The organism is Enterobacter sp. PL1 (genome assembly GCF_945957325.1).
GTDB classification, from domain to species: Bacteria; Pseudomonadota; Gammaproteobacteria; order Enterobacterales; family Enterobacteriaceae; genus Enterobacter; species Enterobacter roggenkampii.
This window is the reverse complement of the sequence record NZ_CAMFKT010000009.1, coordinates 122,977-142,970: the sequence shown is the minus strand read 5'-3', so window position 1 is coordinate 142,970 and position 19,994 is coordinate 122,977. Positions and strand designations below refer to the sequence as shown.

Here is a 19,994-nt window from a genome sequence, read left to right as displayed (position 1 = left end):
CGTCAATAATTGATAGCGAAAAAAGACATATTATCGTGCCCTTTCTCAGAGTCCAGTAATCAGGAGAATCAGGTGAAAGAGACTACCGCCTGGGTTGCCCCTATCGAATCCCTTCCCGCCAGCCTTAGACCGATTGCCGTGATGCAGAAAAAGCATTTTGGCGCCGTGCTGAATCCCACGCGCTGGTGGGGGCGCATGCCGCGTCTGTTCTGGCTGGTGGCGCTGTTCGTCGGTTTTCTGGAGCGTCGTCGCGCGCGCCTGTCACCCGTGCTGCGTTCGCTGCTCATGACGCGGGTGTCCCAGCTTTGCCACTGCGCTTTCTGTATTGATGCCAACAGCCTGCGGCTGGCCGAGCGCTGCGGGGCGCTGGAAAAGGTGCAGGCCGTTAGCGACTGGCAGGCATCCGCCTTGTTCACGCAGCAGGAGCGCGCGGCGCTGGCCTACGCCGAGGCGGTGACCGCCACGCCGCCCCGGGCGGATGAGGCCATCAGAACGGCGCTGAAGCGCCACTTTACGGAAGATGCCATCACCGAGATGACGGCGCTCATTGCCTTTCAGAATCTCTCTGCCCGCTTTAACGCCGCGCTGGATATTCCGGCGCAGGGGCTATGCGCCACCTTTAACGAGACGCCCCATGCTTGATCGCCATCTTCACCCGCGGATAAAACCGGCGCTGGATCGTCTGGTCTCCGTGCTGGACAGGCCGGGCATCACGCCCGACGGATTGACCCTGACCGGGTTTGCCATCGGCGTGCTGGCGCTGCCGTTTCTGGTCCTTGGCTGGTATCCGGCGGCGCTGGTCGCCATCGTGCTTAACCGCCTGCTGGACGGTCTGGACGGGGCGCTGGCGCGCCGCAGAGGCCTGACCGATGCGGGGGGATTTCTCGATATCGCGCTCGACTTTCTGTTCTACGCCCTGGTGCCGTTTGGCTTTGCGCTGGCAGCACCGGCAGAAAATGCGCTGGCGGCCGCCTGGCTGCTGTTTGCGTTTATCGGGACCGGCAGCAGTTTTCTGGCGTTTGCGGCCCTGGCCGCGAAGCACGACATCGACAACCCCGGCTATGCGCACAAGTCGTTTTATTACATCGGCGGGTTAACGGAAGGGACGGAGACCATCATGCTGTTTGTGCTGTGCTGCCTTTTTCCTGCGCACTTTACGCTCTTCGCGTGGGTATTCGGCGCGCTGTGCTGGCTGACCACCACAACGCGCATCTGGAGCGGCTACGTGACGCTGAAGTCACTTAATCCTTAGCGCGCGCTTTCAGGCCCGCGCTCACCGGTCGTCACCGGGTTCTGCGGATGACTGCTCCATTCGTACCAGCCGCCGTCATAGACGGCGATATTCTTCCAGCCCATCGCCCGGGCGTACATAAAGGTTTCAGACGCCCGCCAGCCGGTGCCGCAGTAAAACGCGACGTGCTGTTCCGGCAGAATATTCCAGCGCTTCCACTGGGCGGCGATGTCGTCAGCGCTGCGCATGGTGCCATCCGGGTTATGGAAATCCTCCATGTGGGTGGCATCGCTGCCCGCGTGACCCCAGCGGGCACCGGCAATTTCACCTTTTGGCTTGATGTAGCTGTAGCCGCTGGTTTCGCCGATGAACTCCGGCCACGAGCGTATGCTGACCAGAGAGGCATCCTGACGGTGCAGCATGCCGCGCGCCTGTTCCATATCCACCATCAGCTGCGGCTGACCGGGGATCGGCGCGCCGAAATCGGGGGCGGGCGTCACTTTACCGGGCGTACCGCGCTCAACCGGCAGGCCTGCATCCGACCACGCCTTCCAGCCGCCGTCGAGAATACGCACATCCTTCACGCCCGCATACAGCATAATCTGCGCCACGCGCGCGGCGGCGTAGACGTCGCGGCCATACAAGATGACGGTGGTGTCGTGACGGATCCCGTGCTTCGCCAGCATCGCTTTCAGCTTGTCGTCGGAGACTTTATTCCACAGCGGTTCGCTTTCCACCTCGTTGGTGTCGATATAGCCCGCGCCGGGAATGTGGTTCAGCAGGTAAAACTTCGGTGCACCCCAGGCGGCCTCAATCACTTTCCAGTCGCCCGCCGGTGCGGCAGCCACGGGTTTACCCTGCTGGAGCCGGTGGATCCACTGCGGGTAAACAAGCTGTTCAAAGTGAGGCAGGCGCTGAAGGCGCTCGGGCGTCTGCAGAGCATCGCTGAGCAGCGAAACGTGGCGGTACCCGGCTTTCTCCAGGCGGGCTTTCACCGCCTGGTTATCGTTCTCGTCGCCGTACAGGGCGATGGTCGTCGCAGGGGTGAGCTGATGCTGTTTTGCCCACAGCGCAATCTGCTCGTCGCTCATGGCGCTGAGCCAGGCGGCAGCAAGGTTGAGCGCGGCGGGTTCATGCCCGGAGGGGCCGCTAAGCATCTGCGGCCAGCCGTTATAGAAGGCGCTGGCGCGTGTGTCGACAGGCGTGCCGTGCTGTGCCTGAAGCTGAGACAGCGTGATGGCGTTGGGCATATCAGCCGCCAGCGAGGAAAAGGAAGCGAGGCCGCAGAGCAGGGCCAGCGCGGTCAGTTGAGAAACACGTTTCATCGAATAACCTGACGTCAGTAAAAGAGGGGGGCATTGTCGTCTCTCCCGAATCGGAAAACATTGCGTTAGCACATTATTGCCAGCGAGAAATCTCAATCATCTCGCCGCCGGGTGGAATATCGTCCTCATCGTGCGTGACCAGCACCGCCGGAATATTGCGCGCGCGGACGGCGTCAAATACCCATGCCCGAAACGTGGCCCGTAACGCTTTATCGAGGCGGCTGAACGGTTCATCCAGCAGCAGCGCCTGCGGCTCCGCGAGCAGGGCCCGCAGCAGGCTGACCCGGGCACGCTCCCCGCCGGAGAGGGTGGCCGGATCGCTGGCGTAATGGCCGCTCAGCTCGGCGGAATCCAGCGCCTGCGCGACCGCCTCCCGACGCGCGCGTCCGGTGATGCGCTCGGGCAGCGCCAGCAGCAAATTTTGCCCGACGCTGAACTGATCGAACAGCAGCGCGTCCTGAAAGAGAATACCCAGCCCGCGGGACTCCACGGGAAGCGCGTCGCAGCGACGCGCGTCGAGCCACAGTTCGCCCCGCGCCTGGAAATCGTCTGACAGCGCGCCGACCATCCAGGCAAAAAGGGTCGACTTTCCGCTGCCGGACGGCCCCATCAGGGTGACGATCTCCCCGCGGGGCACGCAAAAACTGACCTCGCGGAAAAGCGGTTCGATGGTGAGATTTTTTACCTTCAGCATTAACGTAACCCTTGTCGGTAGCGGCCCACGAGCCGGGATAGCAGGGCGGCAAGACCAAATACCGTGCCCGTGACCAGCAGTAATCCCAGCGCCCGGTTAGCGAGAATCGGGATGCTGCCCCCGCTGCTGAGCGCCACGGTTTCGGTGGTCAGCGTGGCGAAACGCCCCGCGCCCAGCCACAGCGTCGGCATATATTGCGCCATGCTGACGGAAAAGCCGGTGGCAAAGGCCAGTAGCGCAGGGCGCACCAGCAGCGGGCATTTCAGCAGTAAAAAGATTTTTGTCCGTCGCCAGCCGAGGGTTCTGGCGGTGAGAATAAGCCGGGGATCGATCCGGCGCCAGGCGGGTTGCAGTACCAGCAGCATCCACGGCAATACCCACAGAAGGTGGCTCCAGAGCACGGCGGCGTAGTGCCCGTCGATGCCCAGGTGCAACGCAATGGCATACTGGCCGGTGACGAGCGGGAGGGCCGGAAGGGCGAGCGGTAACCATACCCACAGCGTGCCGCGCTGCGGGCCCCACTCCAGCCAGAGTAACCCGACGACCAGGCCGGTCAGGCTTGAAAGCAGACCGAAGGAGAGGCTGCTCCCCACCGGGCCAACGTCATCCCGTTGCGCCAGCATCAGCAGTACCGCGGCGCACAGGACGCCGCAGGCGGGCAGAAACCCGCTCAGTGCCCGCTCAGGCAGCACGCGCTGCGACCGGGGACGCGTTCCGGTGAGGTCCGCAAGTGTGCGAACCCATGCCTTCCAGAGTCCGTATCCCAGAGCGGCAAGCGCGGCCAGCAGCAGAAGGAGAAGCAGGCACAGCAGCGTCCCTTTTGCCTGCTGCTGCGCGTCGCCCTGGCTTAACCACTGCCAGGCCAGCACGGCCAGGGTAGGCGGGTTGCCGGGCCCGAGAACGATCGCCACGTCCACGACCGACAGCGACCATGCCAGCACCGCCAGCATGACTGCCCCGAGGACGGGCGCGATAGCTGGCAGAATCAGCCAGCTCAGCGTCTGAAAACGCCCGTAGCCGAGCGTCTGCAGGACGATCTTCTGCTGCGCGAGCCGTTTTTCCGGCAGTACGGCATAAATCGCCCACAGGACAAACGCGCTCTCTTTGACCGCGAGCGTCAGCCCCAGCCCGGCGCCGTAGCGGTCAAACGGCGGCGAACAGACGGTGCAGACCTGATAAAACAGTCCGCCCTCGGCAAACAGCAGTAGCGCGCCGGTGGCGAACGCCACATGGGGTATCGCCAGCAGCCACGGCAGACGGGTTGTGAGACGTCGCCAGCGTTTTCCGGGCCAGAGAAGGCTGACGAGGAGAAGGGCAATGAACAACGCCCCCAGCGTGGCGATGAGCGTTGAGACCAGCGTGGCGACGGCCGCCTGCGGGAGCTGCGGATCGTTCAGCAGCCGCTGCCAGTTTGTCACCGAAAACGCCGGGGCAAGCAGCATGGCGCCGGCGGGCAGGATCGGCAGATAAATCACCGCCATCGCCAGCCAGACGAGCCCGCTCAGCGGGTGCCGTAACGACGCAGCCATTCCTGCTCCAGCGCGTTCACCCAGGCGGACTGCGGCTCGGCAAGCACCTTCGGCAGCCCCTGAGGCGTGTGGGCCAGCAGCTGTCTGGCTTCTTCTTCGGGCAGCGTTTTCGCATCCAGCACGCTCGGATCGCCCCAGATGGCCGGGTCAGCTTTGCGGATCTGCGCCTGCGGCGACAGCAGGAAATTGGCGACCATTTTCGCTCCCGCGCTCGCGCTGGCGTTGGCCGGAATCGCCACAAAATGGACGTTGCCGAGCATCCCGCTCTGAAAACCAAAGCTATAGCCGTCGGCGGGCAGTTCGCCGCTCGCCACTTTCTGCTGCGCATGGGCCGGGTTAAAGGTCAGCGACAGATTCAGGCTGCCGCTGGCAAGCAGGGCATCCATCCGTGCAGGAGAAGGGGGAAAATCTTTCCCTTCGCGCCACAGCAGCGGGTGGAGCGTGTCCAGATAATCCCAGAGCGGGGCCGTGACCTCGGCAAAGGTGCTATCGGGGGCCTTTTGCAGCGCCTCCGGGTGAGCGGTTAGCGTCATCAGCAGCTGCTCAAGAAATGCCGTGCCGGTAAAATCGGGCGGGCGAGGATAGCTGATCTTGCCCGGATGCTGCTGCGCGTACGCCAGCAGCGCCTGAGGATCGGTCGGCGGCGTCGGCATGCTGGCTTTGCGGGCGATAAAGGTCAGCTGCGCGCCGCCCCACGGCGATTCCGCGCCGTCTGTGGGGATAGCAAAATCCTCCGTAACGGGCTTGCGGGTATCAACATAGCGCCAGTTGGGCAACGTCTGCGCCCATCCGGTCTCCAGCAGGTTTGCCTCTTTCAGCGTGCGGAAGTTCTCGCCGTTAACCCACAGCAGGTCAACGGAGCCGTTGGTCTTGCGCCCCGCGGCGGCTTCGGTCTGAATACGTTTTACCGCGTCGGCAGCATCCGCCAGCGGGACAATTTTAAGGGTAATGGCATAGTGCGTTTGCATCTCGCCGCTGACCCACTCCAGATAGCGGTTGACCGCCGGATCGCCGCCCCAGGCGTTAAACCAGACGGTCTGGCCTTTGGCCTGTTGCTGAATAGCCTGCCAGCCGTCGGCGGCATACAGAGGGGCCGCCAGCAGCAGCCCGGTCAGAAACGCGCAAAAACGCACACGGCGCATAATGCCTCACTTTTTAGCAGACGGGAGATAACGGGAAAACAGCCGGCGGGTGACCAACGGCAATACCCCCAGTAGTGTAAAGGCGAATAGCATGCCCGGCGACAAAATATCGCGCAGCGAGGTCACTTTTCCCAGCTCGCGCCCGGCGTTGAGAAAGACCACCGTCGCGGGCAGCATGGCGACCTGGCTGACCCACCAGTAGCGAAATACTCCCATGCGGGTCAGTCCCATCAGCAAATTCACCAGGAAAAACGGGAACAGCGGCATCAGGCGCAGGGCAAAAAGATAGCCCGCGCCGTCGCGCGCCATGCCGGTATTCACCGTACCCATCTGCCTGGCAAACCGCCGTTGCACCCAGTCGCGCAAAAGATAGCGGCTGGCGAGCATCGCCAGCGTGGCCCCAAGCGTGGAGGCAAACGAGACCAGCACAGTGCCTTCCCACAGGCTAAACAACGTCCCGCCCAGCAGGGTCAGGATCGCCGCGCCGGGGATCGAGAGGGCGGAGACCGCCACATAGACCGCAAAGAAGATCAGCGCGCTGCGCAGCGGCGAGTGGTCGACATAGGAGAGTAATGCCTGCTGGTGCGTTTTAATCCCTTCCAGGGAGAGGGTTCCCGGCGGAAGCATGATAAACGCCAGAATAAAGGCGCCCAGAAGGGCGCACAGGAAGAGTGTTTTTGAAAGGTTCACGCGTCATTACAGCTTGAATTTAGCCCACACCGGCGCGTGGTCAGACGGTTTTTCCATGCTGCGGATGTCGTAGTCGATCCCGGTTTCGATGCAACGCTCGGCCAGCGGGGAACTGGCCAGCAGCAGATCGATACGCAGGCCGCGGTTGTCGTCAAAGCCTTTAGAGCGATAGTCAAACCAGGAGAAGCGATCCTGCGTTTCCGGGTTGGCATTGCGGAAGGTATCCACCAGGCCCCAGCCCAGCAGGCGCTCCATCCACTCACGCTCTTCCGGCAGGAAGGAGCATTTGCCGGTGCGCAGCCAGCGTTTGCGGTTCTCTTCGCCAATACCGATATCGAGATCCGTCGGGCTGATATTCATGTCGCCCATGATCAGCACCGGATTCTCTTTTTTGAGTTCGGTGGTCAGGTAGTCCTGCAGATCCTGATAAAACTTCGCTTTAGCCGGGAATTTGGTCTCATGGTCACGGCTCTCACCCTGCGGGAAATAGCCGTTGATGACCGTGATATTGCCGATCTCAGAAGGGACTTCCGCCATGATAATGCGACGCTGTGCTTCTTCACCGTCGCCCGGGAAGCCGCGACGCACGGAAACCGGCGGCGCTTTGGTCAGCAGCGCGACGCCGTAGTGACCTTTCTGGCCGTGATAAAAGACGTTGTAGCCGAGTTTCGCCACCTCTTCGAGGGGGAACATGTCGTCGTGAACCTTTGTCTCCTGCAGGCCGATCACATCTGGCTGATGTTGCTCAACGATAGCTTCAAGCTGATGAGGGCGGGCACGCAGGCCGTTGATATTAAAAGAGACAAATTTCATAGTCGCTGCCAGTGCAAGGTGAATAGTGCAAGGATGGTAGCAGAATTTGCGTCAACTGTTACCGGGTTCGACCAATAACTGCAACAGATAATGCCGGTGGTGCAATATTTGCACCATTCTGACGCGCTTCGCCCCCAAAGAGGGCGTAAATGGCCGATAAATTTCGCGAGCGATCACAATTCCAGAATTATATTTGGCCTGTGCATACTCTTTCTGATTTTCATGCGGCAAAGCGCCGCTTGTCGTAAAAATATTCACTTTTTATGCACTAACAGTGAATAACTCCATGTTGTAACTTATTGATATTCTGTTCTCTCAACCCGTTTATGCATTTTTATCGCTGGCTGGCACGAAGGCTGCAATCTACATTCACAGTGCAAACACTCAATTATTTAACATTCAAATAACCTTTTATTTACCGGATGAGGTCGCTATGTCTCTGTCAATTACGCGTGAAAATTTCGATGAATGGATGATGCCGGTTTACGCTCCGGCGGCTTTTATTCCGGTTCGTGGGGAAGGCTCGCGCCTGTGGGATCAGCAGGGTAAAGAGTATATCGACTTTGCCGGTGGGATTGCGGTGAACGCGCTGGGGCATGCGCACCCGGCGCTGCGTCAGGCGCTCAATGACCAGGCGGCGAAGTTCTGGCATACCGGCAACGGCTTTACCAACGAGCCTGCGCTGCGCCTGGCCAAAAAACTGATCGACGCGACGTTTGCCGAAAAAGTCTTTTTCTGTAACTCGGGGGCGGAAGCCAACGAAGCGGCGCTGAAGCTGGCGCGCAAATATGCGCACGATAAGTTTGGTACCCACAAGAGCGGTATCGTGGCGTTTAAAAATGCCTTCCACGGACGCACGCTCTTTACCGTCAGCGCGGGTGGCCAGCCTTCCTACTCGCAGGATTTCGCACCGCTGCCGCCGGATATCCGTCACGGTATTTATAACGATCTGCAGTCTGCCAGCGAGCTGATTAACGACACCACCTGTGCGGTGATCGTCGAGCCGATGCAGGGTGAGGGTGGCGTGCTTCCGGCGAAAAAGGAATTCCTGCAGGGGCTGCGCGAGCTGTGCGATCGTCATAACGCGGTGCTGATTTTCGACGAAGTGCAGACCGGCGTGGGGCGCACCGGCGAGCTGTATGCCTATATGCACTACGACGTCACGCCGGACGTGCTGTCGACCGCCAAAGCGCTGGGCGGCGGCTTCCCGATTGGCGCGACGCTGACCACCGAGAAATTCGCCAGCGTGATGACCGTTGGTACCCACGGCACCACCTACGGCGGCAACCCGCTGGCCACCGCCGTTGCCGGACAGGTGCTCGACATCATTAATACCCCTGAGGTGCTGAAGGGCGTTAAGCAGCGCCACGACTGGTTTGTTGAGCGCCTGAATGCCATCAACGGCAAGGTTGGCCTGTTTAAAGAAATTCGTGGCCTGGGGCTGTTAATCGGCTGCGAGCTCACCGCTGAGTTTGCCGGAAAAGCTAAACTTATTTCACAGGAAGCGGCAAAAGTGGGTGTGATGGTGCTGATTGCCGGTGCCAACGTCGTGCGTTTTGCTCCCGCGCTGATTGTCAGCGAGGAAGAGGTGCAAACCGGTCTGGACCGCTTTGCGCTGGCGTGTGAAAAGGTGAAATCCGGGGTGTCATCATGATGGTCATCCGTCCCGTTGAGCGCGGCGATCTCGCCGGGCTCATGCAGCTTGCCGGTAAGACGGGAGGCGGGCTGACCTCGCTTCCTGCCGATGAAAAAACGCTGTCGGCGCGCATTGAGCGCGCCCTTCAAACCTGGCAGGGGACGTTGCCAAAAAGCGAACAGGGGTATGTGTTCGTGCTGGAAGACACCGACACGGGGACCGTGGCCGGGATCTGCGCCATCGAAGTGGCCGTCGGGCTTAACGACCCGTGGTACAACTACCGCGTCGGCACCATGGTTCATGCCTCGAAAGAGCTGAACGTCTATAACGCGCTGCCGACGCTGTTCCTCTGCAATGACCACACGGGCGCCAGCGAGCTTTGCACGCTGTTCCTCGACCCGGCGTGGCGCAAGGAGGGCAACGGCTATCTGCTTTCCAAATCGCGCTTTATGTTTATGGCCGCCTTCCGCGATCGCTTTAACGAAAAGGTGGTTGCGGAGATGCGCGGCGTGATCGACGACACCGGCTATTCACCGTTCTGGGAGAGCCTGGGCGAGCGCTTCTTCTCGATGGAGTTCAGCCGGGCGGACTTTCTCTGCGGCACGGGTCAGAAAGCCTTTATTGCCGAACTGATGCCGAAGCATCCTATCTATACCCATTTCCTCAGCCCGGAAGCGCAGGCGGTGATCGGCGAAGTGCATCCGCAAACCGCGCCTGCCCGCGCGGTGCTGGAGAAAGAGGGCTTCCGCTACCGTAACTATGTCGACATCTTTGACGGCGGGCCCACGCTTGAGTGCGATATCGACCGCGTACGCGCGATCCGTAAGAGCCGGCTGGTTGAGGTCTCTGAAGGCCAGCCCGCGCCGGGCGACTGGCCCGCATGCCTGGTGGCGAACGAAAATTACGCCAACTTCCGTGCGATGCTGGTGCGGACCAACCCGAAATGTGAACGTCTGGTGCTGACGGCTGCAGAACTGGATGCCCTGAAATGTAACGCCGGCGATAAGGTTCGCCTGGTGCGTCTCTGCCCTGAGGAGAAAACAGCATGACATTATGGATTAACGGTGACTGGGTCACGGGCGAAGGCGAACAGCGCGTAAAGACCAATCCGGTAGGAAAAGAGGTGCTCTGGAAGGGGAACGACGCCAGCGCCGCGCAGGTGGAACAAGCCTGCCATGCCGCTCGCCGCGCGTTCCCGGCGTGGGCAAAACAGCCTTTCGCCGTGCGCCAGGCGCTTGTTGAAAAGTTTGCCGGGCTGCTGGAGGCAAATAAGGCCGAACTGACGCGCATCATCGCGTCTGAAACCAGTAAACCGCGCTGGGAAGCGGCAACCGAAGTGACAGCGATGATCAACAAAGTCGCCATTTCGGTGAAGGCGTACCACACCCGCACCGGCGAACAGCACACCGAGATGCCGGACGGCGCGGCCACGCTGCGCCACCGTCCGCACGGCGTGCTGGCGGTGTTTGGTCCGTACAACTTCCCGGGGCATCTGCCGAATGGCCACATTGTGCCCGCGCTGCTGGCGGGCAATACCGTGATTTTCAAGCCGAGCGAGCTCACCCCATTAACCGGCGAGGCGGTGGTTAAGCTGTGGGAACAGGCTGGCCTGCCGCCGGGCGTGCTGAACCTGGTGCAGGGCGGACGCGAAACCGGCCAGGCGCTGAGCGCGCTGAGCGATATCGACGGCCTGCTGTTTACCGGCAGCGCCGGGACGGGCTATCAGCTGCATCGCCAGCTGGCGGGGCAGCCGGAAAAAATCCTTGCTCTCGAGATGGGCGGCAACAACCCGCTGATTGTGGAAGACCCTGACGATATCGACGCCGCGGTGCACCTGACGATTCAGTCCGCCTTTATTACCGCCGGACAGCGCTGCACCTGCGCCCGCCGCCTGTTGGTGAAACGGAGCGCGCAGGGGGATGCGTTCCTCAAACGTCTGGTTGAGGTGAGCGCGCGTCTGGTGCCAGCCGCGTGGGATGCCGATCCGCAGCCGTTTATCGGCGGGCTGATTTCCGAGCAGGCCGCGCTGAACGTGCTGAAGGCCTGGCAGGACCACGTCGCGCGCGGCGCGAAAACCCTGCTCGAGCCGAAGCAGGTTCAGCCGGGTGCCTCGCTGCTGACGCCGGGCATCGTTGAGATGAGCGGCGCGAGCAACGTGCCGGATGAAGAGGTCTTTGGTCCGCTGCTGTGCGTCTGGCGCTATGACGATTTTGACGACGCCATCGCAATGGCCAATAACACCCGCTACGGTCTTTCGAGCGGGCTGATTTCGCCGCATCGCGAGAAGTTTGACCAACTGCTGCTGGAAGCGCGCGCCGGGATTGTGAACTGGAATAAACCGCTGACCGGGGCCGCGAGCACCGCGCCGTTCGGCGGCGTGGGCGCGTCGGGGAACCATCGCGCCAGCGCGTGGTATGCCGCCGATTACTGTGCCTGGCCGATGGCGAGCCTGGAAACCCCGGCGCTGACGCTGCCGGAAACGCTTAATCCGGGGCTGGACTTTACCGGAGGGGACCGTCATGAAAGCGCGTGAAGTCAACTTTGACGGGCTGGTGGGGCTGACGCACCACTACGCCGGTCTCTCTTTTGGTAATGAAGCCTCCACGAAGCACCGTTTTCAGGTTTCCAACCCGAAGCTGGCGGCGAAGCAGGGGCTGCTTAAGATGAAAGCGCTGGCGGATGCCGGTTTCCCGCAGGCGGTGATCCCGCCGCAGGAGCGTCCGAACGTGGCGGTGCTGCGTCAGCTCGGCTTTAGCGGTACCGATGAGCAGGTGGTCGAAAAAGCGGGGACGCAGACGCCGCACCTGCTCTCGGCGGCAAGCTCCGCCTCTTCGATGTGGGTCGCCAACGCGGCCACCGTCGCGCCGTCAGCCGATACGCTGGATGGCAAAGTCCACCTGACGGTGGCGAACCTGAATAACAAGTTTCACCGCGCCACCGAAGCGGAAACCACCGAGCGCGTGCTGCGCGCCATTTTCAACCAGGACGCCCATTTCGCGGTGCATCAGGCCCTGCCGCAGGTGGCGATGTTTGGCGACGAAGGCGCGGCCAACCATAACCGCCTGGGGGGCGATTATGGCGAGCCGGGTCTGCAGCTGTTTATTTACGGGCGCGAAGAGGGGGGCCACGCCGCGCCAACCCGTTATCCTGCGCGCCAGACGCTGGCGGCCAGCCAGGCCGTTGCCCGCCTGAACCAGGTCAATCCTTCCCAGGTGATTTTCGCCCAGCAGAACCCGCATGTGATCGACCAGGGCGTGTTCCACAACGACGTGATTGCCGTTTCCAACCGCCAGGTGCTGTTCTGCCACGAGCAGGCGTTTGCCCATCAGGAAAAGCTGCTCGCCACGCTGCATGAGCGCGTGCGCGGCTTTACGCCCATTCAGGTGCCAATGGCGGCGGTAAGCGTGCAGGACGCGGTTGAAACCTATCTGTTCAATAGCCAGCTGCTCAGCCGCGATGACGGCAGCATGATGCTGGTTCTGCCGCAGGAGTCCCGGGATCATCAGGGCGTGTGGCGCTACCTGACCGAGCTGGTGAAGGCCGATAACCCGATTGACGAACTGCGCGTGTTTGACCTGCGTGAAAGCATGGCCAACGGCGGTGGTCCAGCCTGTTTACGTCTGCGCGTGGTCTTGACTCAGGACGAAATGCAGGCGGTTAATCCGGCGGTCATGATGAACGATACGCTCTTTACGCGCCTGAATGACTGGGTCGATCGCTACTATCGCGACCGGCTAACGCAGGCCGATCTGGTTGACCCGCAGCTTCTGCGCGAAGGTCGCGAGGCGCTGGACGCGTTGTCGACAATCCTGCAGCTGGGATCGGTTTATCCGTTCCAGCGCTAAAGGAGTGGGTATGGAAAATTTACTGGCGCTGACCCTGGCCGATGAAACGCCGGAACAGAAAGAGGGGGATGGCCCCTCATTTCGCTGGCGGTGGCTGGGGCGCGGGGTGCTTGAGCTGACGCCGACCGCAAAGAGCGATCTCTCGCTGCTGCTTTCAACAGGCATTCACGGGAATGAAACGGCGCCCGTTGAGATTGTCGATCTGCTGCTGCGCGCGCTGTATCGCAATGAAATTGCCCTGAAGTGCCGCGTGCTGGTGGTGCTCGGCAATCCCCCTGCGCTGGCGCAAAACAAACGGTATCTGGTGAGCGACATTAACCGCATGTTCGGCGGGCGCTGGTCGCAGTTTCCGCAGAGTGACGAAACGGCGCGGGCAGCGTGGCTGGAGAACGTGGTGACCGCGTTCTTTGCCGCTGCGGGGCCCGTGCGCTGGCATCTGGATCTGCATACGGCCATCCGCGCGTCCTACCATGTCCGCTTTGGCGTTCTGCCGCAGCGCAATCAGCCGTGGGAGGAAGATTTCCTGAGCTGGCTGGGAGACGCCGGGCTGGAGGCGCTGGTGTTTCACCAGTCGCCGGGCGGAACCTTTACGCACTTCACCTGTGAGCACTTTGGTGCGTTGTCCTGTACGCTGGAGCTGGGGAAAGCGCTGCCGTTTGGGCAAAACGATCTCACCCGCTTTGCGCCAACGCATCTTGCCCTGCGGGCGCTGCTGGGCGGGTCGGCTCCCGAGCCTACGCATCAGACCGTTGAGCGTTACCGGGTCGTACAGCAGATCACGCGCCGCAGCGACGCCTTCCTGCTCCACATGGCCGCACACACCCTCAACTTCACCCCGTTCCGCAAAGGGGCGCTGCTGGCCGAGGACGGCGAGGAACGTTACGAGGTGCAGAAAACCACCGAGTATGTTTTATTCCCTAACCCAACCGTCGCGTTTGGCCTGCGGGCCGGGCTGATGCTGGAAAAAATATCCTGAACCTTTCCCCTCTCATCATCCGGGAGGGGAAGTTAAATACCGTTTCTTAGCAATTAAAGCGCGTGAACGTGTTTTGCAGAATATTCCTGGTGAATTGCTTTATTATTCACCTTCACTCCGTTATACTTTTGCTAAATCGCTTTAAAATCATCGTATTGAATATTTTTGGTTGCAACTCTCCACGCTTTATCCTTATTTCCTCCACATTTGGCGAAAATTTGTTTTTTACACTTTCATTGTTTTACCGTTGCTCTGACTAATTGACGATAAACCCCGTAAAGTTAATCTCGTCAACACGGCATAGCGCCGAAGAATAACTGAAAGAAAGGAAATAAATTATGCGTAAGTTTACTGCACTGTTTGTTGCTTCTACCCTGGCTCTGGGCGCTACCAGCATGGCGTTCGCCGCAGATACTGCGACCACCACCGCTGCCGCGCCTGCTGAAGGCAAAATGATGATGCATCATAAAGGCCCGGGTATGCACAACGAGATGATGATGTTTAAGGATCTCAACCTGACGGATGCGCAGAAACAGCAGATCCGCGATATCCGGAAAAGCGAACGCGAGCAGATGAAACGTCCGCCGCTGGAAGAGCGTCGTGCCATGCATGACATCATCGCCAGCGACAGCTTCGACAAGGCGAAAGCCGAAGCGCAGATCGACAAAATGGCCGAGCAGCACAAAGCCCGCATGCTGGCTCACCTGGAAACCCAGAACAAGATCTACAACATTCTGACCCCGGAACAGAAAAAACAATTTAATGCGAATTTTGAGAAGCGTCTGACAGAACGTCCGGCGATGGAAGGTAAAATGCCAGCACCAACCGAATAATCGGTTCACTCTCTTAAGACCGCCGGGATCCTGTCCACAAAAGCGAAAACGCTGTGGACAGGACCGGCGGTTTTTCTTTCCTGCCCTCTTGTCTGCCGCCGCCAGCGCGGTATGCTCCTGTAGTCGCATCAGAGAATGTTTGTAGAGTCATGGCGTTAGAATTTTTATTAACGTTCCGCTAAGGCCTGCCCGCTCTGCTGCCGATACTGTGTTGTGAATACCTAACGATAACAAACAAGACAGCAACGATAGCAATATCCTTGCCCTGGCACGGGTTGTGCCATTCAGGAGTGGTGATGGAGTTCTTTGATATCCGTAAGATGCCGGTCAGCCTCTGGCGCAATGGTGCGGGTGAAACGCGTGAGATTTGTTGTTTCCCTCCCGCAACGCGCGATTTTCACTGGCGCGCCAGTATCGCGACTATCGCCAGCAACGGCGAATTTTCCTCTTTTCCCGGCGTCGATCGGGTAATTACCTTGCTGGAAGGCGGGGAGGTGACGCTGGATGCGGGCCAGGCGTTCTTCCATACCCTTAAGCACCATCAGCCCTACAGCTTTGCCGGCGACCTGCCGGTGAAAGCGCTGCTGTCCGATGGGCGGATGGCGATGGACTTCAACATCATGACCCGTCGCGACTGCTGTCGGGCGAAGGTGCGCGTGGCTGACCGTACCTTTACCACCTTTGGCACACGCGGGGGCGTGGTGTTTGTGTTAAGCGGGGCGTGGCAGCTGGGTGATAAATTGCTGACGGCCGATCAGGGCGCCAGCTGGGAGGAGGGTACCCACACGCTGCGTCTGCTGGAGGCTCAGGGTACCTTATTGTTCAGCGAAATCACGTGGCTGCCAGGCCATTGAGCTCAATGATTTCAAACTTACCGGCCAGCACAGGTTTACAGAGAATTTTGTAGCCATCGTGGTCAAATCCGGCGGGCGTGCGCAGCAGGGTTGCCGCGTCGTTGATATCGTCGACAGCGCCCAGCCAGAGCCAGTTATTGACGATGTGATATTGGGTCATCGCGTCACCCACTTCTTTGAGCGCAACGGCGCTTTCCCAGGGCCAGCACTTCACGCTGATGGCCGCCAGACCGGCGAGGAGCCGGGCGTCGTGGGCCTCAACGCTCTCTTTCCCACAGCAGGCACCGGCACAGCGCTTCAGCGCGGATCGGAAACAGGCGCGTCCACGCGTGGTCGCCTCCAGGCCCAAAAGGCTGTAGCAAAGCTGGAGCTCGTCCGCCAGCGTCTGCAGCGCCTGAAGTGCGGCACGTTTATTGGCGAACAGTCCGTAGAGATTCGGGGCATGAGAAAAATCGACGTCGCGCGCGTAGACGACCTGCGGCTTGCCTTCGTTGATCTGCAGGGAGCAGAGCTGACGGTTGCGGCGCAGGCGCTTGTTGAAAAGCGGCTGTTGTTCTTTTATCAACCGCGCCTCCAGCAACAGCGCGCCCATTTCTCCCGCCGTCTGGAACCAGGTAATGCGTCGCGACTGGCGCAGCATGGCGGCCTCATCCGGAGTACGCAGATGGGATAACACCCGACTGCGAATGTTAACGCTCTTGCCGATGTAGAGCGGCAGCGTGTCGCTTTCACCGTGAAAGATGTACACGCCCGGCTGTTTAGGCAATGCCTCAAGCCAGGGACGAAGGTGCTCGGGATATTCGTAGATAGCCGCCGCTTCAAACTCAAGACGCGGGGCGGATTGACGCCTGCTCACATACTGCTCCATATACTGTTCAGGCATACAGTGTAGCAGAGAGGGTTTGGTTAAAAAAGAGCCGGGTGGCGGCTACGCCTTACCCGGCCTACAAAACGGGGCTACCGTTTTGCGTTTATTTCCAGAAGTCGTCAAACACCGTTATCGGTGGGCGACGCTTGTGCTCGGTTTTCAGATACCAGCCTTCGATGATCTTTGCGGTGCCTTCATCCAGCTTTTTGCCTTCCAGATAATCATCAATGTTGTCGTAGGTGACGCCAAGAGCCGCTTCATCCGGCAGGGAAGGGCGATCGTCCTCCAGATCGGCCGTCGGCGCTTTCTTATACAGATGCTCAGGACAGCCCAGCGCGGCAAGCAGCTGCTTACCCTGACGCTTGTTCAGGCGGAAGATCGGGTTGATGTCGGTGCCGCCGTCGCCGTACTTGGTGAAGAAACCGGTGATCGCTTCGGCCGCATGGTCGGTGCCGACCACGACGCCTTTGGTCATCCCGGCAATGCTGTACTGCGCTTTCATGCGCTCGCGGGCTTTCTCGTTGCCGCGAACAAAATCGCTTAACTCAATGCCCGCTTCGCGAAGCGCCTGCTCGCTTGCCAGCACGGAGCCTTTAATATTGACGGTCAGCACGCGGTCAGGCTGAATGAAGGCGATTGCATCCTGGCAATCCTGCTCGTCCGCCTGTACGCCATATGGAAGACGCACGGCGATAAATTGCAGGGTTTCATCTCCCGTCTCCTCGCGCAGCTCTGAAATTGCCATCTGGCAGAGCTTACCGGTCAGCGTTGAATCCTGGCCGCCGCTGATGCCCAGCACCAGAGATTTCAGGAAAGAGTTCTTCTTTAAATACGCTTTTAAAAAATCCACGCTGCGGCGGATCTCTTCATTTGCATCTACCGCAGGCTTCGCGCCCAGCGCCTGGATAATCTCTTGTTGCAGAGTCATCACGCTCTCCATAAACAGAATGTGTTAACTGTTAAAACTAACCCTTTGGACGTAAAACGACAAGGATCACAGTTTCGAGTGCGCTAATTTACGCCGTTTTAGCAGGTTATCGTTGTTTTATTAGAATTTTCCGAAATTCGTCTGGCGTAACGCACAAAGTTGAACAATAGTACTTTTTATCCCATGCTTAGATAACACGCTGATAAACAAGAGGACGGAATATGAACAAGAACGTAGCAGGAATTCTTAGCGCAGCGGCGGTACTGACTATGCTGGCAGGGTGTACGGCTTACGATCGCACCAAGGATCAGTTTACGCAGCCCGTAGTAAAAGATGTCAAAAAAGGGATGACCCGTTCGCAGGTCGCTGCGATTGCCGGTAAACCTTCTTCCGAAGTCACCATGATTCATGCTAAAGGGACCTGCCAGACCTACATTCTGGGTCAACGTGATGGTAAGGCAGAAACCTACTTTGTCGCCCTGGATGATACCGGTCATGTGATCAACTCCGGCTATCAGACCTGTGCTGAATACGATACTGACCCGCAGGCACCTAAGGCGTAGTAACCCTGCTTGCCTGAGGATGTTAACAAACCGGCCCCGGGGCCGGTTTTTTTATGCATCAGAAAATCTTATTTCTTTTCGCGAATTATTTGCCCGAAATGTGAGGGTAGTCAACAAGCCAGGTCAATGAGAGACAATTTGAGTCTGTTCAGAATTATCCCCTGTCTGTACCATTGCGTATACTCACTCCAACGATAAACAACAGTACGCAAACTACCTGTCTGCCGGGACAGCGAGTCGAGTGAGAACGCGACGGCAGGTAGTCATACAAGAGGGAAATTACGATGGAAAAGAAACATATCTACCTGTTCTGCTCAGCGGGCATGTCAACCTCGCTTCTGGTGTCAAAGATGCGTGCGCAGGCTGAAAAGTATGAAGTCCCTGTGGTGATCGAAGCGTTCCCGGAAACGCTGGCGGGCGAAAAAGGTCAGACAGCCGATGTTGTTTTACTGGGACCGCAAATTGCCTATATGTTGCCCGAAATTCAACGACTGTTACCCAATAAACCGGTCGAAGTGATCGACTCGGGGCTGTACGGCAAGATTGATGGTTTAGGTGTTCTTAAAGCTGCTGTGGCAGCGATTAAAAAAGCTGCTAATTAATTTTTATTTTTCCCGTCAAAGAGTTATTTCACACACAATACGCCGTAACATGCGTTACGGCATTTAAGGGTATTTTCCTATGAGTAAAGTCATCGCTTCACTTGAAAAGGTACTCCTTCCTTTTGCTGTTAAAATAGGAAAGCAGCCTCACGTTAATGCCATCAAAAACGGCTTTATTAAATTAATGCCGTTGACGCTGGCCGGGGCCATGTTCGTTTTAATTAACAACGTTTTTCTGAGCTTTGGTGAAGGTTCCTTCTTTTATTCATTAGGAATTCGGTTAGACGCTTCCACAATTGAAACCCTTAATGGTTTTAAAGCCATCGGCGGCAACGTCTATAACGGTACGTTGGGGATTATGTCGCTGATGGCGCCTTTCTTTATTGGGATGGCGCTGGCAGAAGAGCGTAAGGTGGACCCACTGGCTGCCGGGTTATTATCCGTCGCCGCCTTTATGACAGTGACCCCGTACAGCGTCGGTGAAGCCTATGCTGTGGGCGCCAACTGGTTGGGTGGGGCTAACATCATCTCCGGTATTGTTATCGGCCTGGTGGTGGCAGAGATGTTCACCTTTATTATCCGTCGCAACTGGGTGATCCGCCTGCCGGATAGCGTACCGGCCTCCGTTTCCCGTTCATTTTCCGCGTTGATTCCAGGCTTCATTATTCTCTCTATTATGGGGATTATCGCCTGGGCGCTCTCCCACTGGGGCACGAACTTCCACCAGATCATCATGGACTCTATCTCTACGCCGCTGGCGTCTATGGGTGGCGTGGTCGGTTGGGCGTACGTGATTTTCACCTCTCTGCTGTGGTTCTTTGGCGTGCATGGTTCACTGGCACTGGCCGCGCTGGACAGCGGAATTATGACCCCGTGGGCACTGGAAAACGTTGCACTTTATCAGCAGTACGGCTCCGTTGACGCGGCGCTGGCAGCGGGTAAAACCTTCCATGTGTGGGCGAAGCCGATGCTTGACTCCTATATCTTCCTGGGCGGTACCGGGGCAACCTTGGGTCTGATCATCGCGGTCTTTATTGTCTCTCGTCGCGCAGACTACCGTCAGGTCGCGAAGCTGGCGCTGCCATCAGGCATCTTCCAGATTAACGAACCGATTCTGTTCGGTCTGCCAATCATCATGAACCCGGTCATGTTCATTCCGTTCATCCTGGTTCAGCCGCTGCTGGCCGCTATCACCCTGACGGCGTATTACATGGGCATCATTCCACCGGTCACCAACATTGCACCGTGGACCATGCCAGCGGGTCTGGGCGCCTTCTTCAACACCAACGGCAGCGTCGCAGCCTTCCTGCTGGCGATATTTAACCTCGGGATTGCCACCCTGCTGTACATGCCGTTCGTAGCGATTGCGAACAAAGCCGCCACCATCATTGATGAAGAAGAGAGCGAAGAGGATATCGCCCTCTCACTGAAATTCTAAGATTGACGGCGCGGGGAAACCCGCGCC

General features: G+C 58.9%; 20 protein-coding genes. 12 read left to right on the top strand and 8 right to left on the bottom strand.

All coding sequences use genetic code 11. The annotated features are described in order from the left end of the window. The first annotated feature begins 72 nt into the window (after positions 1–72). The gene (locus N6P30_RS10735) at positions 73–642 is read left to right on the top strand and encodes a carboxymuconolactone decarboxylase family protein (RefSeq protein ID WP_023292695.1); all 570 of its coding nucleotides are present in this window, start codon (positions 73–75) and stop codon (positions 640–642) included. Then, positions 635–1,252 (top strand): CDP-alcohol phosphatidyltransferase family protein, encoded by a 618-nt coding sequence (locus tag N6P30_RS10730; protein WP_023292694.1) that lies wholly within the window; start codon positions 635–637, stop codon positions 1,250–1,252. Before N6P30_RS10735 ends, N6P30_RS10730 begins: the two co-directional genes overlap by 8 nt. Here the strand turns inward: N6P30_RS10730 and N6P30_RS10725 are convergent. From N6P30_RS10725 to xthA, 6 genes are all read right to left on the bottom strand, one after another. After that, on the bottom strand, positions 1,249–2,556 hold the full coding sequence (locus N6P30_RS10725; RefSeq protein WP_023292693.1) for a sulfurtransferase: 1,308 nt from the start codon (positions 2,554–2,556) through the stop codon (positions 1,249–1,251). The two genes, N6P30_RS10730 and N6P30_RS10725, sit on opposite strands and share 4 nt — an antisense overlap. Before the next feature lie 73 nt (positions 2,557–2,629). Next, the gene (locus N6P30_RS10720) at positions 2,630–3,250 is read right to left on the bottom strand and encodes an ATP-binding cassette domain-containing protein (RefSeq protein WP_023292692.1); all 621 of its coding nucleotides are present in this window, start codon (positions 3,248–3,250) and stop codon (positions 2,630–2,632) included. Beyond that, a complete protein-coding gene (locus tag N6P30_RS10715; protein WP_023292691.1) occupies positions 3,250–4,779 on the bottom strand; it encodes a thiamine ABC transporter permease in 1,530 nt (509 codons plus the stop codon). Before N6P30_RS10715 ends, N6P30_RS10720 begins: the two co-directional genes overlap by 1 nt. After that, positions 4,752–5,912, bottom strand: coding sequence for an ABC transporter substrate-binding protein (locus N6P30_RS10710; RefSeq protein WP_050488758.1), 1,161 nt, complete (start codon positions 5,910–5,912; stop codon positions 4,752–4,754). Before N6P30_RS10710 ends, N6P30_RS10715 begins: the two co-directional genes overlap by 28 nt. A gap of 15 nt (positions 5,913–5,927) precedes the next feature. Beyond that, complete coding sequence (locus N6P30_RS10705) at positions 5,928–6,611, bottom strand: TVP38/TMEM64 family protein (RefSeq protein ID WP_023292689.1); 684 nt, start codon at positions 6,609–6,611, stop codon at positions 5,928–5,930. Positions 6,612–6,617: 6 nt separating this feature from the next. Next, a complete protein-coding gene (xthA, locus tag N6P30_RS10700) occupies positions 6,618–7,424 on the bottom strand; it encodes an exodeoxyribonuclease III (protein WP_023292688.1) in 807 nt (268 codons plus the stop codon). Between the two features lie 433 nt (positions 7,425–7,857). Between xthA and N6P30_RS10695 the strand changes: the two genes are divergently transcribed. The 7 genes from N6P30_RS10695 to ves all read left to right on the top strand — a co-directional run bounded on the left by N6P30_RS10695 (position 7,858) and on the right by ves (position 15,568). Beyond that, positions 7,858–9,078: an aspartate aminotransferase family protein gene (locus tag N6P30_RS10695; protein ID WP_023292687.1), complete on the top strand. Its 1,221-nt coding sequence runs from the start codon at positions 7,858–7,860 to the stop codon at positions 9,076–9,078. Continuing rightward, a complete protein-coding gene (gene astA / locus N6P30_RS10690) occupies positions 9,075–10,109 on the top strand; it encodes an arginine N-succinyltransferase (RefSeq protein WP_023292686.1) in 1,035 nt (344 codons plus the stop codon). Before N6P30_RS10695 ends, astA begins: the two co-directional genes overlap by 4 nt. Next, positions 10,106–11,593: a succinylglutamate-semialdehyde dehydrogenase gene (gene astD / locus N6P30_RS10685; RefSeq protein WP_023292685.1), complete on the top strand. Its 1,488-nt coding sequence runs from the start codon at positions 10,106–10,108 to the stop codon at positions 11,591–11,593. The genes astA and astD overlap by 4 nt, the downstream gene beginning before the upstream one ends. Beyond that, positions 11,580–12,905, top strand: coding sequence for an N-succinylarginine dihydrolase (gene astB / locus N6P30_RS10680; RefSeq protein ID WP_023292684.1), 1,326 nt, complete (start codon positions 11,580–11,582; stop codon positions 12,903–12,905). Before astD ends, astB begins: the two co-directional genes overlap by 14 nt. Positions 12,906–12,915: 10 nt before the next feature. Next, positions 12,916–13,881 (top strand): succinylglutamate desuccinylase, encoded by a 966-nt coding sequence (gene astE / locus N6P30_RS10675; RefSeq protein ID WP_023292683.1) that lies wholly within the window; start codon positions 12,916–12,918, stop codon positions 13,879–13,881. 338 nt (positions 13,882–14,219) lie between these two features. Next, positions 14,220–14,714: an ATP-independent periplasmic protein-refolding chaperone Spy gene (gene spy, locus N6P30_RS10670; RefSeq protein WP_023292681.1), complete on the top strand. Its 495-nt coding sequence runs from the start codon at positions 14,220–14,222 to the stop codon at positions 14,712–14,714. 296 nt (positions 14,715–15,010) lie between these two features. Then, the gene (gene ves, locus N6P30_RS10665; protein WP_021241069.1) at positions 15,011–15,568 is read left to right on the top strand and encodes an environmental stress-induced protein Ves; all 558 of its coding nucleotides are present in this window, start codon (positions 15,011–15,013) and stop codon (positions 15,566–15,568) included. Here ves and cho read toward each other — a convergent pair. Then, complete coding sequence (gene cho, locus N6P30_RS10660) at positions 15,546–16,436, bottom strand: excinuclease Cho (RefSeq protein ID WP_264467668.1); 891 nt, start codon at positions 16,434–16,436, stop codon at positions 15,546–15,548. The genes ves and cho overlap by 23 nt on opposite strands. Positions 16,437–16,539: 103 nt before the next feature. After that, on the bottom strand, positions 16,540–17,364 hold the full coding sequence (gene nadE, locus N6P30_RS10655; protein WP_023292679.1) for an ammonia-dependent NAD(+) synthetase: 825 nt from the start codon (positions 17,362–17,364) through the stop codon (positions 16,540–16,542). A gap of 221 nt (positions 17,365–17,585) precedes the next feature. On the opposite strand from nadE, the gene osmE reads away from it, so the two are divergent. The 3 genes from osmE (at position 17,586) to chbC (ending at position 19,967) form a co-directional block, all read left to right on the top strand. Continuing rightward, entirely contained in the window at positions 17,586–17,927 is a 342-nt protein-coding gene (gene osmE, locus N6P30_RS10650) for an osmotically-inducible lipoprotein OsmE (protein ID WP_008500677.1), read from the top strand. A gap of 284 nt (positions 17,928–18,211) precedes the next feature. Beyond that, entirely contained in the window at positions 18,212–18,529 is a 318-nt protein-coding gene (gene chbB / locus N6P30_RS10645) for a PTS N,N'-diacetylchitobiose transporter subunit IIB (RefSeq protein WP_008500676.1), read from the top strand. A gap of 79 nt (positions 18,530–18,608) precedes the next feature. Continuing rightward, positions 18,609–19,967 (top strand): PTS N,N'-diacetylchitobiose transporter subunit IIC, encoded by a 1,359-nt coding sequence (chbC, locus tag N6P30_RS10640; RefSeq protein ID WP_008500675.1) that lies wholly within the window; start codon positions 18,609–18,611, stop codon positions 19,965–19,967. Positions 19,968–19,994 lie beyond the last annotated feature (27 nt).

Coding starts and splice junctions, on each gene's coding strand:
- N6P30_RS10730 (WP_023292694.1), top strand. CDS start 635: ATGCTTGATCGCCATCTTCACCCGCGGATAAAACCGGCGCTGGATCGT.
- N6P30_RS10725 (WP_023292693.1), bottom strand. CDS start 2,556: ATGAAACGTGTTTCTCAACTGACCGCGCTGGCCCTGCTCTGCGGCCTC.
- N6P30_RS10720 (WP_023292692.1), bottom strand. CDS start 3,250: ATGCTGAAGGTAAAAAATCTCACCATCGAACCGCTTTTCCGCGAGGTC.
- N6P30_RS10715 (WP_023292691.1), bottom strand. CDS start 4,779: ATGGCTGCGTCGTTACGGCACCCGCTGAGCGGGCTCGTCTGGCTGGCG.
- xthA (WP_023292688.1), bottom strand. CDS start 7,424: ATGAAATTTGTCTCTTTTAATATCAACGGCCTGCGTGCCCGCCCTCAT.
- N6P30_RS10695 (WP_023292687.1), top strand. CDS start 7,858: ATGTCTCTGTCAATTACGCGTGAAAATTTCGATGAATGGATGATGCCG.
- astA (WP_023292686.1), top strand. CDS start 9,075: ATGATGGTCATCCGTCCCGTTGAGCGCGGCGATCTCGCCGGGCTCATG.
- astD (WP_023292685.1), top strand. CDS start 10,106: ATGACATTATGGATTAACGGTGACTGGGTCACGGGCGAAGGCGAACAG.
- astB (WP_023292684.1), top strand. CDS start 11,580: ATGAAAGCGCGTGAAGTCAACTTTGACGGGCTGGTGGGGCTGACGCAC.
- astE (WP_023292683.1), top strand. CDS start 12,916: ATGGAAAATTTACTGGCGCTGACCCTGGCCGATGAAACGCCGGAACAG.
- spy (WP_023292681.1), top strand. CDS start 14,220: ATGCGTAAGTTTACTGCACTGTTTGTTGCTTCTACCCTGGCTCTGGGC.
- ves (WP_021241069.1), top strand. CDS start 15,011: ATGGAGTTCTTTGATATCCGTAAGATGCCGGTCAGCCTCTGGCGCAAT.
- cho (WP_264467668.1), bottom strand. CDS start 16,436: ATGGAGCAGTATGTGAGCAGGCGTCAATCCGCCCCGCGTCTTGAGTTT.
- nadE (WP_023292679.1), bottom strand. CDS start 17,364: ATGACTCTGCAACAAGAGATTATCCAGGCGCTGGGCGCGAAGCCTGCG.
- osmE (WP_008500677.1), top strand. CDS start 17,586: ATGAACAAGAACGTAGCAGGAATTCTTAGCGCAGCGGCGGTACTGACT.
- chbB (WP_008500676.1), top strand. CDS start 18,212: ATGGAAAAGAAACATATCTACCTGTTCTGCTCAGCGGGCATGTCAACC.
- chbC (WP_008500675.1), top strand. CDS start 18,609: ATGAGTAAAGTCATCGCTTCACTTGAAAAGGTACTCCTTCCTTTTGCT.